Below are 16,485 nucleotides of genomic sequence, written 5' to 3' on the forward strand. Positions count from 1 at the left end.
TAGCAGTGAGGAGGCCGACGTGAACGTCAAAAAAACAAAATCCCGGGGATTGGGGCGGGGATTGTCGGCCCTTATGGCTGATGTCGCAACTGAAACAGATGGGCGCGGCTTTTCTGAATCCCGCCGCCCTGATCTCAAGGTTCCGATCGAAAAACTGTGTGCGAACCCGAACCAGCCACGCCGTACTTTCTCAACCGATCAATTGGATGAACTTGCGGCGTCGGTAAAAGAAAAGGGCATCATCCAGCCGCTGATCGTGCGCCAGATCAATGGTAGCGAGTATGAGATCGTGGCGGGGGAGCGACGCTGGCGGGCCGCACAGATGGCGCAGCTGCACGACATCCCGGTCATTGTTCGGGACTTTGACGATACCGAGGTTCTGGAAGTTGCCATCATTGAAAACATCCAGCGCGCTGATCTGAACGCGGTGGAAGAGGCCGCTGGCTATAAACAGTTGATGGACCGCTTTGGTCACACGCAGGAAAAGCTTGCAGAAGCCCTGGGCAAAAGCCGCAGCCACATAGCCAACCTACTCCGCCTTCTGTCTCTGCCAATTGACGTTCAAACCCTTGTTATTGAAGGGAAATTGTCCGCAGGACATGCGAGGGCGCTTATCACGGCCGAAAACCCGTCTGAATTGGCGAAAATTGTCGTCCGAGATGGGTTGTCTGTTCGAGCAACCGAAGCTTTGGTCAAAAAGAAGCAAGACGGTCCGGCAACAACGACACCCAGGGCCAGAAATCTGGATGCGGGCAAGGATGCGGACACCCGAGCGCTGGAAAAGGATCTTTCGGCAATCCTTGCGATGAAGGTGTCCATCAATCACAAGGCCGGAACTGAATCGGGTCAGGTTGTTTTGACCTATGAAAACCTGGACCAGCTGGACGATTTGTGCGCCAAGCTCAGCCGTTAGGCCGGGTCCAGATAAAACCCATTACGCCGCCCAGAACGAGGGCCTGAATGATCAGGACGTGGGCTGGCAGGGAAAGCAGAACAGACAATCCAAACACGGCGGCAACCGACAAGGTTGCCGCCTTTTTTGCGGCCGGGCGGATCGCACCGGAACTTTGCCAATCCAGAATCATCGGGCCAAAGGTCCTGTGGGTGATCAGCCAATTGTGCAACCGGGATGAGGAGCGCGCGAAGAAAAACGCTGCAAGCAGTAAGAACGGCACCGTTGGAAGCAACGGCAGGACAATCCCCACAACCGCCAGTGCCACGCATAGCAACCCCAGTCCGGCCCAAAGAAACTGCATGCGCTACTCCAACAATTCGCAGATCACGGCATTCAGCACCGCGCGACCGTCTTTGGTTGCAAAAAGACGGTTTTGATCACGACTGATCATCCCGTAGGACTCGAGCTCATCCAATTTGTCCGGATTCAACGGGGCTTTGGAAAGGGCTGCGAGCCGGTCCATGTCCAGCCCCTCGGCAATACGCATCCCCATCAACAGGTATTCATTTGCCTGATCTTTTGATGACAGGGCGGTTCGGGACTTTTCGCCATTGCCGTTCAAAGCAGCTGTTAGCCACCTGGTCGGAGACAAATAGGTTTCGGTCGCCATCTTTTGCCCCGACAACGTCAGGCGCCCATGTGCACCGGGGCCAATGCCGACGTAATCTCCGTACCGCCAGTATATGAGGTTGTGTCGGGATTCCGCGTCTGTGCGGGCATGATTTGAAATCTCGTATGCCGGCAGACCATGAGCTTCGCAAATCTCCTGCGTGGCCAGATACATGTCTGCCGCGCTGTCATCTTCCGGAAGCCCGCGCAGTTTGCCGACCGCATAGCGGTCACCGAAAGCCGTGCCTTCTTCAATTGTCAGCTGATAAAGCGACAGGTGGTCCACCGCCATGCCCAGTGCTTCGGTCAACTCCGATTTCCACGCCTCCAGCGTTTGGTGCTGGCGGGCATAGATCAGGTCGAAGCTGACACGGTCAAAACAATGACGGGCAATGTCGAACGCCGCTTGCGCTTCGGCCACTGTGTGAACGCGTCCCAAACGGCGCAGATCATCATCGTTCAGGGCCTGAATGCCCATCGAAATGCGATTGACCCCGGCGTCACGATAGGCGGCAAAGCGTCCGGCCTCGACCGAACCGGGATTGGCTTCCAGTGTAATTTCAAGGCTGTTGGATGGGCGCCACAGGCTGCGCGCCTGCTCGATCACACCAGCAACGGTTTCCGGCGCCATCAAAGATGGTGTTCCGCCGCCAAAGAAGATCGTGTTCAGAACCCGGCCTGGCGTTTCGGCGGCCGAGCGGGTCAGCTCAGCAAGAAACGCTTCAAGCCATTGTTTTTGAACGATATTTCTAGAAACATGGCTGTTGAAGTCACAATAGGGGCATTTGGCCTCGCAAAAAGGCCAATGCACATACAGGCCAAAGCCCCCGTTGCGCCAATCATCCGCCAAAGCAGCCTTTCACGAACATCTCCACCGCGCGCCCACGATGGCTGATCTTGTTCTTTTCCCAACGGTCCATTTCGGCAAAGGTAATTTCGTATCCGTCGGGGACAAACATCGGGTCATACCCAAATCCGCCTTCGCCACGGATGGGCCAGACCAGGTGGCCGGGTGCGATTCCTTCGAACACTTCATCATGTCCGTCGGGCCAGGCCAGAACCAGCGTGCTGCGGAATTGCGCGGTGCGGGGGTGGGGCGCGTTTTTTTCCTCCAGCTCGTTATGCGCCCGATTCATCGCCATAAGGAAGTCGCGTCCGTCGCCGGTTTCGGCCCAATCGGCGGTGTAGACGCCCGGCGCGCCGTCCAGCGCGTCGATGGTAATTCCGGAATCGTCCGACAGGGCAGGCAGGCCGGTGGCCTTGGCAGCGGCATGAGCCTTGATCCGGGCGTTGCCGACGAACGTGTCCTCGGTTTCTTCCGGTTCGGGAAGATCCATTTCACCGGCGCCCACGACGGACACTCCAAAGGGCTCGAGAAGATGCGCCATCTCCTCGAGCTTGCCTTTGTTATGCGTGGCCACCAGCAGCCTGTCGCCGTCGAACTTGCGGGTCATGCGGCGGCGGCCTTTTGCGCTGCAGCCAATTCCGTCACGCCCTTTTCCGCCAAATCCATAAGCTGGTCCATCTGAGTGCGGCTAAAGACAGACCCTTCAGCGCTCATCTGTACCTCGATCAGCTTGCCCGACCCGGTCATGATGAAGTTGCCATCGACGCCGGCTTCGCTGTCCTCGGGGTAGTCCAGATCCAATACCGGCTGGCCTGCATAAATACCGCAAGAAACTGCTGCAACAGGGTCCACTAAGGGGTCCGAGATCACATCGCCAGTTTTCATCAGTTTGTTGACTGCCAAACGCAAGGCAACCCATCCACCGGTGATCGAAGCGCAACGGGTGCCGCCATCGGCCTGGATCACATCACAGTCCACGGTGATCTGACGCTCGCCCAGTGCAACCCGATCCACACCGGCGCGCAGGGCGCGGCCGATCAGGCGCTGGATTTCCACGGTGCGCCCGCCTTGCTTGCCCGATGCCGCTTCGCGCCGCATTCTTGTATTGGTCGCGCGCGGCAGCATGCCGTATTCGGCTGTGACCCAGCCAAGGCCCGAGCCTTTGATAAAGGGCGGCACACGATCCTCGATCGTGGCGGTACACAATACATGGGTATCGCCCATCTTGATCAGACAGGAACCTTCGGCATGTTTGGTAAAGCCCGTTTCAATTGAAACCGGGCGCATTTCGTTTAGATCACGTCCAGAGGGTCGCATTGAAAATCCTTTGTTTGCTGGCTTGGGGATAACGCCCCCTTGGCTTACGATGCAACCCCGATTGACCTTTCAATTGCCTGCGATTTAATGACGACCCAGCAGGGGACCGCCGATGAGCGAAGCAAATAAAATTCTGAACGAGATGAATGACCGGTCGCGCGAGGTGTTCCGGCTGATCGTTGAGAGTTATCTGGACAGCGGTGAGCCAGTAGGAAGCCGGACCCTGACTCGCACACTGTCGGAAAAAGTCAGCGCCGCGACCGTGCGCAACGTGATGCAGGATCTGGAGTTTTTGGGCTTGCTCGACAGCCCGCATATCAGTGCGGGTCGGGTGCCGACGCAAATGGGCCTGCGGATGTTTGTCGATGGTCTGCTTGAGGTCGGCGATCTGAGAGCGGATGACCGGCAAAAGCTGGATGAGACATTAGGCTCTAACGCGGGTGATGTGGGGGGAATGCTGGACCGGGTCGGCTCCGCCTTGTCACACGTGACACATGGCGCATCACTGGTTTTGACCCCAAAGCACGAATCCGAGATCAAGCATATCGAGTTTGTATCGCTGGCTCATGACCGGGCCCTGGTGGTTCTGGTTTTTGCGGACGGACATGTTGAGAACCGGCTGTTCACACCACCGCCCGGCCAGACACCCAGTTCGATGCGGGAGGCTGCAAATTTCCTGAATGCGCTGATTGAGGGCCGGACGCTGAGCGAAGTGCGGCGCCAGATGCAGACCCAGATTGATGCGCGGAAGCAGGAAATCGATATGCTGGCGCGCGGGATGGTCGAAAGCGGCATGGCCGCCTGGGACGGCGATGCGGGCGACTCGGCCCGTTTGATCGTGCGGGGGCGGGCGAATCTGTTGGGGGAGACCGGCGCGACCGAGGAACTGGACCGCATTCGAACGCTGTTTGATGACCTGGAACGCAAGCGGGACATCGCGGAATTTCTGGAACTGACCGAAGAAGGCGAGGGTGTGCGCATTTTTATCGGCTCAGAGAACAAACTTTTCTCACTTTCGGGTTCCTCTTTGGTGGTGTCTCCATATATGAACGCTGATCGTAAGATAATTGGTGCGGTCGGGGTCATCGGGCCCACGCGTCTGAATTATGGACGGATCGTGCCGATCGTGGATTATACGGCGCAACTGGTCGGCAAGCTGATATCCGACCGGAGCTAGAGGGTAAGAGATGGCAGAGCCCAAGAACGAAGAATTTCTGGATGATATCGCAACCGCCGAGGCGGAAGAACTTGCTGAGGAGCTGATGGATATCAGCGAAGAGGCGCTGGAGATCGATGCGCTGCGCGCTGAGCGGGACGATTTCAAAGACAAGTTCATGCGCGCCCTGGCGGATGCGGAAAACGCGCGCAAGCGGGGCGACAAGGCGCGCCGCGATGCGGAACAGTATGGCGGATCGAAACTGGCCCGTGACATGCTGCCGGTCTACGACAACATGAAGCGCGCGCTTGAGACTGTGACGGATGAACAGAAAGAGGTTGCCGCCGGTCTGATCGAAGGCGTTGAACTGACCATGCGGGCCTTGAAGGACGTGTTCCAGAAGCATGGAATCGAAGTGATCACGCCCGAGGTTGGCGACCGGTTCGATCCGAATGTGCATGAAGCGATGTTCGAAGCCCCGGTGCCGGGGACTCGTGCGGGTGATATCATTCAGGTTTCGGCCGAGGGGTTCATGCTGCATGACCGCCTGCTGCGTCCGGCGCAGGTCGGTGTATCGTCGATGCCTGCGAACTGATTGGCTTCTGCGAGGCCAAGCCTTCGGCGAGAGTATTTTTGAAAAGATGAAGGGGCGGTCAGGATCTGGCCGCCTCTTTCAGTTTGTAGATAAGGTCAAGTGCTTCCCGCGGGGTCAGTTCGTCCGGCAGAACTTGATCCAGCAGGTCGGTTACGGGCGAGGTTTTCGGTGCCGGTGGCGGTGGAGGTGGCGCAGCCGAAAACAAAGGCAGGTCGTCGATCAGGGCCTTTTGTTTGCCACCTTCGCGTTCGGTTTTTTCCAGCTGGTCCAGAACAATGCGGGCCCGTTCGACCACAGATGCCGGCAGTCCGGCGAGCTGCGCGACCTGAACTCCGTAGGATCTGTCGGCTGCACCCTTGTGAACTTCGTGAAGGAAGATGACTTCACCCTTCCATTCCTTGACGGCGACAGTCGCGTTTTCGACGCCTTCCAGTTGTCCGGCAAGAGCGGTCAGTTCGTGGTAGTGCGTGGCAAACAAGGCGCGGCACTGGTTGGCGGCGTGCAGATGTTCCAGCGTGGCCCATGCGATGGACAGACCGTCATAGGTGGCGGTGCCGCGACCGATTTCATCGAGAATGACCAGCGCGCGGTCATCCGCCTGATTGAGGATGGCGGCGGTCTCGACCATTTCGACCATAAAGGTCGAGCGTCCACGGGCCAGATCGTCTGACGCTCCGACGCGGCTGAACAACTGGCTGACAAGGCCGATATGCGCTTGTTCAGCGGGGACATAGCTGCCCATCTGGGCCAGCAAAGCAATCAGTGCATTCTGGCGCAGAAACGTTGATTTACCGGCCATGTTTGGACCGGTCAGCAGCCAGATCGCCGCGCCGCCATTGGCGCTGAGATCGCAGTCATTCGCGATGAAGGCGTCGCCGTTTTGTTGCCTCAGGGCATGTTCGACAACCGGGTGCCTGCCCCCTTGAATATCAAATGCGCGAGAGGTGTCGACCTGGGGTCTGCACCAGTTTTCACCGCGCGCCAGATCGGCCAGAGCTGTGGTCAGATCCAGTTCGGCCAGACCGCGTGCCGCCTGGTTCAGGCGCGCGGCTTTATTCAGAATTTCGTCAGAAAGCGCTTGATAGAGCCGCTTTTCGATTTCGAGTGCCAAGTTTCCTGCGTTCAGGATGCGGGTTTCGATCTCAGACAGTTCGACCGTGGTGAACCGCACCTGATTGGCTGTGGTCTGCCGATGGATGTAGGTTTCGCTGAACGGCGGGTTCAGCATCTTCTCGGCATGGGTGGCCGTCGTTTCAATGAAGTAACCCAGCACGTTGTTGTGCTTGATCTTTAGAGACGTGATTCCGGTATGTTCCGCATATTTCCGCTGAAACCCTGCGATGACCGAGCGGCCTTCGTCGCGCAGGGAGCGGGCTTCGTCCAGCTCTGTGTCATACCCCGGTGCGATGAATCCGCCGTCGCGGGCTAGCAGCGGGGGTTCGGCAACAAGGGCTTCATCAAGCAGGTTCAACAGGTCGTCGAAACCAACCAGATTTTGCAACGCGGTCGCCAGAAGGACGGGTAAGTCCTTATCTACGCAAAGCTCGGCAATCGCAGTTGCCTGCGTCAGGCCGTTTCGGATTGCTGCCAGATCACGAGGGCCGCCGCGATCCAGTGACAGGCGAGACAAGGCCCGATCCAGATCAGGGGTTTTCCTCAGCGCCTCGCGCAGGTCCGAAGCGATCAGGCTGTCTTCGGTCGCAAAACTCACCGCATCCAACCGCCCGTGGATGACATTCAGATTGCGGGAGGGGCTGGAGAGGCGCTGCTCCAAAAGACGCGCGCCGCCCGGTGTGACGGTTCGGTCGACCACAGACAGCAGTGAACCGGCGCGGCCTCCAGACAGTGATCGGGTGAGTTCCAGATTGCGCCGAGTTGCGCTGTCGATCTGAACAACGCGGTCTTCGGATTCCTTGAGCGGGGTCTGCAGCAGCGGCAGTTTGCCCTTTTGTGTGATTTCCAGATAGGCGATCAGCGCGCCCATTGCTGAAATCTCAGCGCGTCCAAAACTGCCAAATGCGTCCAGGGCGCCCACGTGAAACAATCCGCAGATACGCTTTTCCGCCGCGGCACTGTCAAAGCTGGCACGCCCGATCGGGGTTAGTGAGACACCAAGATCTCGGGCAGGCTCGTTCAGTTTGTCCTGAATTCCATCGGCCACGATCAGCTCGGATGGTGCCAGCCGTGCCAGTTCAGGGCTAAGGCGCACGGATGTCAAAGGCATCACGTGAAACGCCCCGGTCGAGATATCGGCCCAGGCCAGCGCAGCCTCGTCCCGGACCTCGGCGTAAGCAGCCAGAAAGTTGTGGCGGCGAGCCTCCAAAAGTGCATCCTCGGTCAGCGTACCGGGGGTCACCAAGCGTACAACATCGCGCTTTACGACCGATTTAGAGCCTCTTTTCTTCGCTTCCGCCGGGCTTTCCATCTGCTCGCAGACGGCGACTCGGAAACCTTTTCGGATCAGTGTCAGCAAATAGCCTTCGGCAGAATGCACAGGCACGCCGCACATGGGGATGTCGGCTCCGTTGTGCTTGCCGCGTTTGGTCAGCGCGATATCCAGCGCCTCGGCGGCGTTGACGGCGTCTTCAAAGAACATCTCGTAAAAATCGCCCATGCGATAAAACAGCAGGGCGTCGGCATGGGCCTCTTTGATTTCGAGATATTGCGCCATCATCGGCGTGACTGTGGACAAGGCTGATCCCTTCTGGCGTATTCCGGACGCGACCTTACAAATCCCGCATCTTCTGTAAAAGCCGAAAACTCATTCCCGTTGAGGCGCGCGTTCTCCTGCGCTATGAGGCAATCGTCCCGCAGATGTAAAGAAACGACCCATCACATGCCCAAAGCGAAGATCACCAACGAAGAGGCGCTGGCCTTTCACCTGGAACCAACCCCCGGGAAGTGGGAGGTGCAGGCCACCGTACCCATGACCACGCAGCGGGACCTGTCGCTGGCCTACAGCCCCGGTGTGGCCGTTCCCTGTGAAGCCATCGCTGAATCGCCCGAAACGGCCTATGACTATACCAACAAGGGCAACCTGGTGGCCGTGATTTCGAACGGGACCGCTGTGCTGGGTCTGGGAAATCTGGGCGCGCTGGGCTCGAAACCGGTGATGGAAGGCAAATCGGTCCTGTTCAAACGGTTCGCCGATGTGAACTCGATCGACATCGAACTGGATACCGAGGACCCGGATGAGTTCTGCCGCGCCGTGCGTCTGATGGGGCCGACTTTTGGCGGCATCAATCTGGAAGACATCAAAGCGCCCGAATGCTTCATCATCGAACAGCGTCTGAAGGAAGAGATGGACATCCCGGTCTTCCACGACGACCAGCACGGCACTGCGGTGATCTGTGCGGCGGGTCTGCTGAATGCGCTACATATCTCGGGCAAGAAGATCGAGGACGTAAAGATCGTCCTGAACGGCGCGGGTGCTGCAGGGATCGCCTGTATCGAACTGCTCAAGGCGATGGGCGCGCGGCATGACAACTGTATTGTCTGCGACACCAAGGGTGTGATCTATCAGGGCCGGACCGAGGGTATGAACCAGTGGAAGTCGGCCCACGCGATCTCGACCGAGCTGCGTACGCTGGACGAGGCCATGAAGGGTGCCGACGTCTTCCTGGGCGTGTCGGTCAAGGGTGCGGTCACGCAGGACATGGTGGCCAGCATGGCCGACAATCCGGTGATCTTTGCGATGGCGAACCCCGACCCCGAGATCACTCCGGAAGAAGCGCACGAGGTTCGGGTAGATGCCATCGTCGCCACCGGGCGTAGCGACTATCCGAACCAGGTGAACAACGTTCTGGGTTTTCCCTACCTGTTCCGCGGCGCGCTGGACATCCATGCCCGTGCCATCAATGACGAGATGAAAATCGCTTGTGCCCATGCTTTGGCCAATCTGGCACGCGAGGATGTGCCGGATGAGGTTGCCATGGCCTATGGCAAGTCTCTGACATTCGGACGGGATTACATCATCCCGACGCCGTTTGACCCGCGCCTGATCCATCGTATTCCGCCTGCCGTGGCCAAGGCCGGGATGAATACCGGTGCGGCCCGCCGTCCGATCATCGACATGGACGCCTATGAGCTGAGCCTGAAGTCCCGCATGGACCCGACGGCCAGCATCCTGCGCGGTCTGAACGCCCGCGCCCGCGCTGCGCAAAGCCGGATGATCTTTGCCGAGGGTGACGATCCCCGTGTGTTGCGCGCAGCCGTGATGTATCAGCGTTCGGGCTTCGGCAAGGCCCTGGTCGTTGGCCGACCCGATGATGTCAAGAAAAAGCTCGAGGACGCCGGCCTCGGGGACGCAGTGCGTGAGTTGGAGGTCGTGAATGCAGCAAACACCACGCATCTCGAGACTTACAAATCTTTCCTGTACAACCGGCTTCAGCGTAAAGGTTTTGATTCCAAGGATATTCACCGCCTTGCCGCGCGGGACAGGCATGTGTTTTCATCCCTGATGCTGGCCCACGGCCACGCAGACGGGCTTGTGACCGGTGCGACGCGTAAATCCGCGCATGTTCTGGATCGTATCAATCACGTGTTCGATGCCGACGCCACCCATGGTGCGGCCGGGGTTACGGCGCTGCTGCATAAGGGGCGCATCGTTCTGATCGGCGACACGCTTGTCCATGAATGGCCGGACGAGAACGACCTGGCCACAATCGCCGAACGCTCGGCCGCCGTGGCGCGCCATATGGGGATCGAACCGCGGGTCGCCTTTGTCAGCTTCTCGACCTTCGGGTATCCGGTCTCGGAACGTGCGGAAAAGATGCACCGCGCGCCAGCGGTTCTGGACCAGCGCGGCGTCAACTTCGAATACGAAGGCGAGATGACCGTGGATGTTGCGCTGAACGTGGATCAGCAGGCGGCCTATCCGTTCTCGCGCCTGACCGGTCCGGCCAATATCCTGATCGTACCTGCGCGTCACTCAGCGTCGATTTCAACCAAACTGATGCAGGAAATGGGCGGTGCGACGGTGATTGGCCCAATCCTTTCCGGGGTCGACAAGCCGATCCAGATCTGCTCGACCGTATCGACGGCGAATGACATTCTGAATATGGCCATCCTGGCCTCTTGCGATATCGGGTAAGTCATGACGATCTGGAACCTCGGTTCAATAAACGCGGATATGGTTTACGCCCTGCCGCACCTGCCTGCGCCGGGGGAAACTCTGGCCGCAAATGGGCTGGAGCGTTTTTTGGGCGGCAAAGGGGCGAACATGTCCGTCGCCGCTGCGCGGGCCGGATCGCATGTTAGCCATATCGGGGCCGTTGGTCCCGATGGGCGCTGGGCAAAGGACCGGCTGACAGAATACGGCGTGGACACCCGCCACATTGCCGAAGTTGACACACCTACAGGCCATGCGATCATCGCGGTGGATGCGCAGGGCGAGAACCTGATCGTCCTGTACCCTGGCGCCAATCATGCATTGCAGGCGGATCAGTTGGGCCAGGCACTGTCCGCGACCGATACCGGCGATCTGCTGGTGATGCAGAACGAAACCAACGCGCAGGTCGAAGCGGCCCGGCTGGGGCACAACCTGGGTCTGACCGTCTGTTACGCCGCAGCCCCGTTTCAGGCCGATGCGGTCAAGGCGGTTTTGCCTTACCTCGATTTCCTGATCCTGAACGAGGTGGAGGCCGAGCAGCTACAACAGGAAACCGGTCTGAACGCCAATGATCTGCCCGTCCGGCATGTCATCGTAACCCTCGGATCAAAAGGCGCGCGCTACTATCAACGGGGTGCCGAACCACAGGATTTTCCAGCCCATGCGGTCAAGGCAGTCGATACAACAGGCGCGGGGGATACATTCACCGGCTACGTACTGGCTGGAATGGACCGGGGGCTGCCGATGGAGCAGGCAATCGCACAGGCGACCCGCGCCGGCGCCCTGATGGTCATGCGGCACGGGACGGCTGACGTTATTCCCGATCTGAAGGAAGTGCGCGCGGCACGGTTCGATTAGGACCCGGCGAAGGACGCATCTCTTCCCCACAGTTGTTTGACCCGCGCATCGCGTCCGCATGCTTTGCGGTAGGCCTTGTAAGCGCTGCTCTGACGTTTGGGGCCAAAGCGGGTTAAGACCAGTTTGTCGCCTTTGTAATAATCCTGATGGTATTTTTCGGCCGGGTAGAACGTGGATGCGTTCAGAATGGGCGTGACCACCGTTTGTCCCAATGCGGATTGCGCATTGGACTTGGCTTTTTCCGCCAGCGCCTTTTCCCCTGAGTTAGAGACGAAAATTGCCGTCCGATAGCTGTCGCCCCGGTCGCAGAACTGCCCACCGGCATCGGTTGGGTCGACAGAGCGGAAAAACATGTTCAGCAACGTTCCACGTGACACCCGCGACGGATCGAATGTGATCTGAACGGCTTCGTAGTGTCCGGTTCCGCCACGTGTCACCTGCTTGTAGGTCGGATTGTCCACCGTGCCGCCCGTATAACCCGAAACGGCGCCGGTCACGCCGGGGACGGATTCAAAATCGGATTCAACACACCAGAAACAGCCGCCCGCAACCGTCAGTGTCTCGGTCCCGGCGGCAGGCGCTGGCAGTGCGCGCAGCAGCGCGGCCAGAACGATCAGAATGAACAGCAGGGTCGGTTTGAAACAAACGGCATTTGCAGTCCGGGTCATGGCAGGTCTCCTTCCTAAGACAGGCTGCCGCGTGTTCCGCGATCATGCAATCCGCTGACATCGTTTGTCACATGCTGGTGAAACGAAGTTATCGCGCGCTAGCCCAGCAACTGCCCCAGCTTCATCGCCACGCCCATGTTGCCCGAGATTTTCAGCTTGCCCATCGCGATGCCTGTCATCGGGTTCAGCTTGCCGGTCAACAGCTTTGTCAGGTTGTCCCTGGAAATCCGAATGGTGCAGTCAGTGTCCTGATCCGTCGTCGACGTCATGTTGTCTGCCAGAACGATGACGCCATCCGCGCCGCAATCGAATTTGAGCGATCCGTCAAAGCTTTTGCCGTTCAGACCTTTCTGAATTCCGTCGGCGATCTCTTGCAGCATGTGTTGTCCTTTCCGCAATTGACCTTTGCGTAAAGACAAACGGGGGCCGCGGGCAAGGGTGACGCAACAGGAACCAGAGCACGCAACAAAAAAACCCCGGCACCGGATTGCGGGCCGGGGTTTCAGAATTCGGTCGAACAGGGCTTATTTTGAAAGCCGCTTGTCCCGCGCCGCCAGTAGTTTCAGGCGCAGGGCGTTCAGCTGGATGAATCCGGCTGCGTCCTTCTGATCATAGGCACCGGCGTCTTCCTCGAAGGTCACATGCGCCTCGGAATACAGCGAATGATCCGACCAGCGGCCCACGGTCGAGGCCAGGCCTTTGTACAATTTCACACGCACGGTGCCGGTGACGTGTTCCTGAGACCTGTCAATTGCGGCCTGCAGCATTTCCCGCTCGGGCGAGTACCAGAAGCCGTTGTAGATCAGCTCGGCATATTGCGGCATCAGCTGGTCTTTCAGATGCATCGCGCCGCGGTCCATTGTGATGGACTCGATCCCGCGATGCGCCTCCAGCAGGATGGTGCCGCCCGGCGTTTCATAGATGCCGCGCGATTTCATGCCCACGAACCGGCCTTCGACCAGGTCCAGACGGCCGATACCGTGCTTGCCGCCATATTCGTTCAGCTTGGTCAGGATGGTCGCGGGGCTCATTGCCTCACCATTGATGCTGACAGCGTCGCCTTTTTCAAAGCCGATTTCGATGAATTCGGGCTCGTTCGGCGCATCCTCGGGGTGGACGGTGCGTTGGTAGACATAATCGGGCGCCATATCTGCGGGGTCTTCCAGAACCTTGCCCTCGGACGAGGTGTGCAGCAGGTTGGCGTCGACCGAGAACGGTGCCTCGCCACGCTTGTCTTTGGCAATCGGGATCTGGTTCGCCTCGGCAAATTCGAGCAGCTTGGTGCGGCTGGTCAGGTCCCACTCGCGCCACGGGGCGATGACCTTGATGTCGGGGTTCAACGCGTAGGCCGCCAGTTCGAAGCGGACTTGATCGTTGCCCTTGCCGGTCGCGCCGTGAGCTACGGTATCGGCACCGGTGGCCTGCGCAATCTCGACCAGACGTTTTGAAATCAGCGGACGCGCGATCGAAGTGCCCAGCAGGTACAATCCTTCGTACTGCGCATTGGCGCGGAACATCGGGAAGACGAAATCGCGCACGAACTCTTCGCGGATGTCCTCAATATAGATGTTTTCAGGCTTGATCCCCAGTAGCTCGGCCTTTTGGCGGGCGGGTTCCAGTTCCTCACCCTGACCCAGATCGGCGGTAAAGGTCACGACCTCACAACCATACTCGGTCTGCAGCCATTTCAGAATGATCGAGGTATCAAGGCCACCGGAATAGGCCAGAACAACTTTCTTGGGCGCGGACATCTGACTTCCCCTTATGCGTAGAACGCTTGGCCCCTAGCGGGTTTTGGACCCGGGGGCAAGCTGTGTGGATTGACGCAGGGCGGGAATTGGGGTGAAACAGTTGGAAAGAGAACAAGGATTGGTTGAGAGGGCGGTTTTCAGATGCTGGGTTGGGAGATTTTTGCACATTCGGTGCGGATGGTATTCGGGAATTTCAGACAGGTTTTGCAGATCGCACTGGGACCTGCCGTGATCGCAACCGCCGTGATCGTCGGGCTGTTTCTGCTGCTGGGAATTCCGCTCGAGTCGTTTGATGACACGGCCAATGCGTCGCCAGAAAATCTTGGTTCGATTACGGTCTTTACCTTTTTGGTTGTCGTCGTGGTGTTCATCGTGATGTTCTGGATCGCCGTGTCCTGGCACAGGTTCATATTGTTGGAAGAATACCCCAGCGGGCTGTTGCCCACATTCCGCTTCGACAGAATTCTCGCCTATCTTGGCTGCTTTGTTTTGTTGGGTCTGTTGGTGGCAATCGGGTTCATACCGGTCGGACTAATTCTGTCTGTCCTGGGTGAACGCGCCGGACTGATCGCGGTTGTCATAAGCTTCGGTGCCGCACTAGTTCTGGTTGTTTGCTTCTACCGCCTGTCCATCATCCTGCCGGCTGCCGCGATCGGCAACCCGATTACACTGGGCGATGCGTGGAGCCGAACATCGGGCGTGGCTGGCGCGATTGTTGTTCTGCTAGTGGTCAGTTTTGTGTTTCAGATCCTGGTGCAGTTTGCGCTTGCGGCGCTTGCCATTATCCCGGTTCTGGGCGTTTTGCTGACCGTGTTTTTCGGATCTCTCATTCTGCCGATGATCAATGTCAGCATCCTGACCACGATGTATGGGATCTTTGTCGAAAAACGCGAACCCACCTGAGCCGCGTACACATATGTATTCCTTGCCCTTCTCGCACTGATGCGGCACTGAAACGGTCATGACTGATTTCATGACCCGCGCCCGTGCCGCCGAACAGGCGATGCGCACCGTGTTTCCGCCAACGCCGTTGCAGCGGAACGCCCACCTGTCCGACCGGTTTGGGGCTGATATCTGGCTCAAGCGTGAAGACCTCAGCCCGGTGCGATCCTACAAGATCCGGGGCGCGTTCAACGCCATGCGCAAGCAGCCGGGTCAGGATCTGTTTGTGTGCGCCAGTGCGGGCAATCACGCGCAAGGCGTGGCCTTTATGTGCAAGCACATGGGTGTGAACGGTGTGATTTTCATGCCCGTGACCACCCCGCAGCAAAAAATTCAGAAAACCCGGATCTTCGGCGGCGATAATGTCGAGATTCATCTGACCGGGGACTATTTCGACGACACGCTGAAGGCGGCGCAAAAATGGTGTGCGGAAAAAGGCGGGCATTTCCTGTCGCCGTTCGACGATGAGGATGTGATCGAAGGGCAGGCCTCCCTTGCGGTCGAGATCGAGGAACAGCTGGGCGGTGTGCCTGATCACCTGCTGTTGCCGGTGGGCGGTGGCGGGATGTCGGCGGGTGTGGCGACCTGGTTCGGGGATCGCACCCATTGCCTGTTCGTGGAACCGGCAGGCGGGGCCTGCCTGCGCGCGGCGCTGGCGGCGGGTCATCCGGTGGCGCTGGATCGCGTCGACACATTTGTCGATGGCGCCGCCGTCGGCCGGATTGGCGAAAAGCCCTTTGAACTGCTGCGCAATTGCCACCTGTCGGATGTCCTGGTGATGTCCGAAGATCGTATTTGCGCCACCATGATCGAGATGCTGAATGTCGAAGGCATCGTTCTGGAGCCCGCCGGTGCGCTGGCGGTCGAGGCGGTGACGGATGTTCAAAGCTTTGTGCGCGGCAAAACGGTGGTTTGCGTCACCTCGGGCGGCAACTTCGATTTCGAGCGTCTGCCCGAAGTGAAGGAGCGGGCGCAGCGCTATTCCGGCGTCAAAAAGTATTTCATCCTGCGCCTGCCCCAGCGCCCCGGTGCGTTGAAAGAGTTTCTGGGCATTCTCGGCCCCGAGGATGACATCGCGCGCTTCGAATACATGAAGAAATCGGCGCGCAATTTCGGCTCGGTCCTGATCGGGATCGAAACCCGCAAGCCGGAAAACTTCATGCGGCTGTTTGCGCATCTGGACGAGGCCGGGTTCACCTATACCGACATAACTGAAGACGAAACACTGGCCCAGTTTGTGATCTGAGCGCAAAAAGCAGCCTCTAACTAAGGCTCTCTGCCCGGTTTGCTAAAAATACTGCCCGGGATTCATCGTAGGCGGTCAGGATTGCGGTCAGATCCACATTGTCGCCTTCACCGGCTGCTGCCCGCCGTTCGCCATCCTGACAAAGTTTGGAAAACTGATCGAATCCCAGGCTCAGCGCGCTGCCTTTCAGGAAATGCAGGTTTTGTTCCAGTTCTGTCCGCGCGGTATCATTGTTCAGGCGCGCAAGGGCTTCCTGAACCTCGTCGAGAAAGATCTGCACCACTTCGTCAAACTCGTCGACGCCAACCTCATCCCGCAATTGTCTGACCCTGTGCCAGTGGATCATGGTGCCCTTCCCGCCTCGTTCTGTTGTGCCATGGAATTAGCATCTGTGCGGTAAAGGTCCGGTTAAGCCGGTCGAAGAAACCTCG

General features: G+C 58.6%; 16 protein-coding genes. 7 read left to right on the forward strand and 9 right to left on the reverse strand.

Annotated features, from left to right (window positions below; all coding sequences use genetic code 11):
- Positions 1-19 precede the first annotated feature (19 nt).
- Positions 20-913, forward strand: a complete 894-nt coding sequence (locus tag ACR0CG_RS04885; RefSeq protein ID WP_480523066.1) for a ParB/RepB/Spo0J family partition protein — start codon at positions 20-22, stop codon at positions 911-913.
- On the opposite strand, the gene ACR0CG_RS04890 is transcribed toward ACR0CG_RS04885, so the two are convergent.
- From ACR0CG_RS04890 to rph, 4 genes are read right to left on the reverse strand one after another with little or no spacing between them, the layout of a single operon-like run.
- Positions 903-1,256: a YbaN family protein gene (locus tag ACR0CG_RS04890; protein ID WP_170612749.1), complete on the reverse strand. Its 354-nt coding sequence runs from the start codon at positions 1,254-1,256 to the stop codon at positions 903-905. The genes ACR0CG_RS04885 and ACR0CG_RS04890 overlap by 11 nt on opposite strands.
- 3 nt (positions 1,257-1,259) lie before the next feature.
- Positions 1,260-2,414, reverse strand: coding sequence for a radical SAM family heme chaperone HemW (gene hemW, locus ACR0CG_RS04895; RefSeq protein WP_480523067.1), 1,155 nt, complete (start codon positions 2,412-2,414; stop codon positions 1,260-1,262).
- Positions 2,404-3,018: an RdgB/HAM1 family non-canonical purine NTP pyrophosphatase gene (gene rdgB, locus ACR0CG_RS04900; protein ID WP_480523068.1), complete on the reverse strand. Its 615-nt coding sequence runs from the start codon at positions 3,016-3,018 to the stop codon at positions 2,404-2,406. Before rdgB ends, hemW begins: the two co-directional genes overlap by 11 nt.
- Positions 3,015-3,728 (reverse strand): ribonuclease PH, encoded by a 714-nt coding sequence (rph, locus tag ACR0CG_RS04905; protein WP_480523069.1) that lies wholly within the window; start codon positions 3,726-3,728, stop codon positions 3,015-3,017. The genes rdgB and rph overlap by 4 nt, the downstream gene beginning before the upstream one ends.
- A 112-nt stretch (positions 3,729-3,840) precedes the next feature.
- Between rph and hrcA the strand changes: the two genes are divergently transcribed.
- Positions 3,841-4,905: a heat-inducible transcriptional repressor HrcA gene (hrcA, locus tag ACR0CG_RS04910; protein WP_480523070.1), complete on the forward strand. Its 1,065-nt coding sequence runs from the start codon at positions 3,841-3,843 to the stop codon at positions 4,903-4,905.
- A 10-nt stretch (positions 4,906-4,915) separates the two neighbouring features.
- Positions 4,916-5,479, forward strand: a complete 564-nt coding sequence (locus ACR0CG_RS04915) for a nucleotide exchange factor GrpE (RefSeq protein ID WP_170612739.1) — start codon at positions 4,916-4,918, stop codon at positions 5,477-5,479.
- Between the two features lie 58 nt (positions 5,480-5,537).
- Here the strand turns inward: ACR0CG_RS04915 and mutS are convergent, their stop codons facing one another.
- On the reverse strand, positions 5,538-8,153 hold the full coding sequence (mutS, locus tag ACR0CG_RS04920) for a DNA mismatch repair protein MutS (RefSeq protein WP_480523172.1): 2,616 nt from the start codon (positions 8,151-8,153) through the stop codon (positions 5,538-5,540).
- A 162-nt stretch (positions 8,154-8,315) separates the two neighbouring features.
- Between mutS and ACR0CG_RS04925 the strand changes: the two genes are divergently transcribed.
- Entirely contained in the window at positions 8,316-10,571 is a 2,256-nt protein-coding gene (locus tag ACR0CG_RS04925) for an NADP-dependent malic enzyme (RefSeq protein ID WP_480523071.1), read from the forward strand.
- Between the two features lie 3 nt (positions 10,572-10,574).
- Positions 10,575-11,447: a ribokinase gene (locus ACR0CG_RS04930; protein ID WP_480523072.1), complete on the forward strand. Its 873-nt coding sequence runs from the start codon at positions 10,575-10,577 to the stop codon at positions 11,445-11,447.
- Here the strand turns inward: ACR0CG_RS04930 and msrA are convergent.
- From msrA to ACR0CG_RS04945, 3 genes are all read right to left on the reverse strand, one after another.
- Positions 11,444-12,115 (reverse strand): peptide-methionine (S)-S-oxide reductase MsrA, encoded by a 672-nt coding sequence (gene msrA, locus ACR0CG_RS04935; RefSeq protein WP_480523073.1) that lies wholly within the window; start codon positions 12,113-12,115, stop codon positions 11,444-11,446. The two genes, ACR0CG_RS04930 and msrA, sit on opposite strands and share 4 nt — an antisense overlap.
- A gap of 98 nt (positions 12,116-12,213) precedes the next feature.
- On the reverse strand, positions 12,214-12,495 hold the full coding sequence (locus ACR0CG_RS04940; RefSeq protein WP_170807126.1) for an SCP2 sterol-binding domain-containing protein: 282 nt from the start codon (positions 12,493-12,495) through the stop codon (positions 12,214-12,216).
- Positions 12,496-12,639: 144 nt separating this feature from the next.
- Positions 12,640-13,866 carry an argininosuccinate synthase gene (locus ACR0CG_RS04945; protein ID WP_480523074.1) on the reverse strand — a complete coding sequence of 409 codons (1,227 nt, stop codon included), beginning with the start codon at positions 13,864-13,866 and terminating at the stop codon, positions 12,640-12,642.
- Positions 13,867-14,007: 141 nt separating this feature from the next.
- Between ACR0CG_RS04945 and ACR0CG_RS04950 the strand changes: the two genes are divergently transcribed.
- Together ACR0CG_RS04950 and ilvA are read left to right on the forward strand one after the other, a co-directional pair.
- Positions 14,008-14,769: a hypothetical protein gene (locus ACR0CG_RS04950; protein WP_480523075.1), complete on the forward strand. Its 762-nt coding sequence runs from the start codon at positions 14,008-14,010 to the stop codon at positions 14,767-14,769.
- A 58-nt stretch (positions 14,770-14,827) separates the two neighbouring features.
- Positions 14,828-16,054, forward strand: coding sequence for a threonine ammonia-lyase IlvA (ilvA, locus tag ACR0CG_RS04955; RefSeq protein WP_480523076.1), 1,227 nt, complete (start codon positions 14,828-14,830; stop codon positions 16,052-16,054).
- A 16-nt stretch (positions 16,055-16,070) separates the two neighbouring features.
- On the opposite strand, the gene ACR0CG_RS04960 is transcribed toward ilvA, so the two are convergent.
- Positions 16,071-16,400: an Hpt domain-containing protein gene (locus ACR0CG_RS04960; protein WP_480523077.1), complete on the reverse strand. Its 330-nt coding sequence runs from the start codon at positions 16,398-16,400 to the stop codon at positions 16,071-16,073.
- Between the last annotated feature and the right edge of the window lie 85 nt (positions 16,401-16,485).

The sequence above is a fragment of the Ruegeria sp. AB8 genome, from assembly GCF_056542605.1.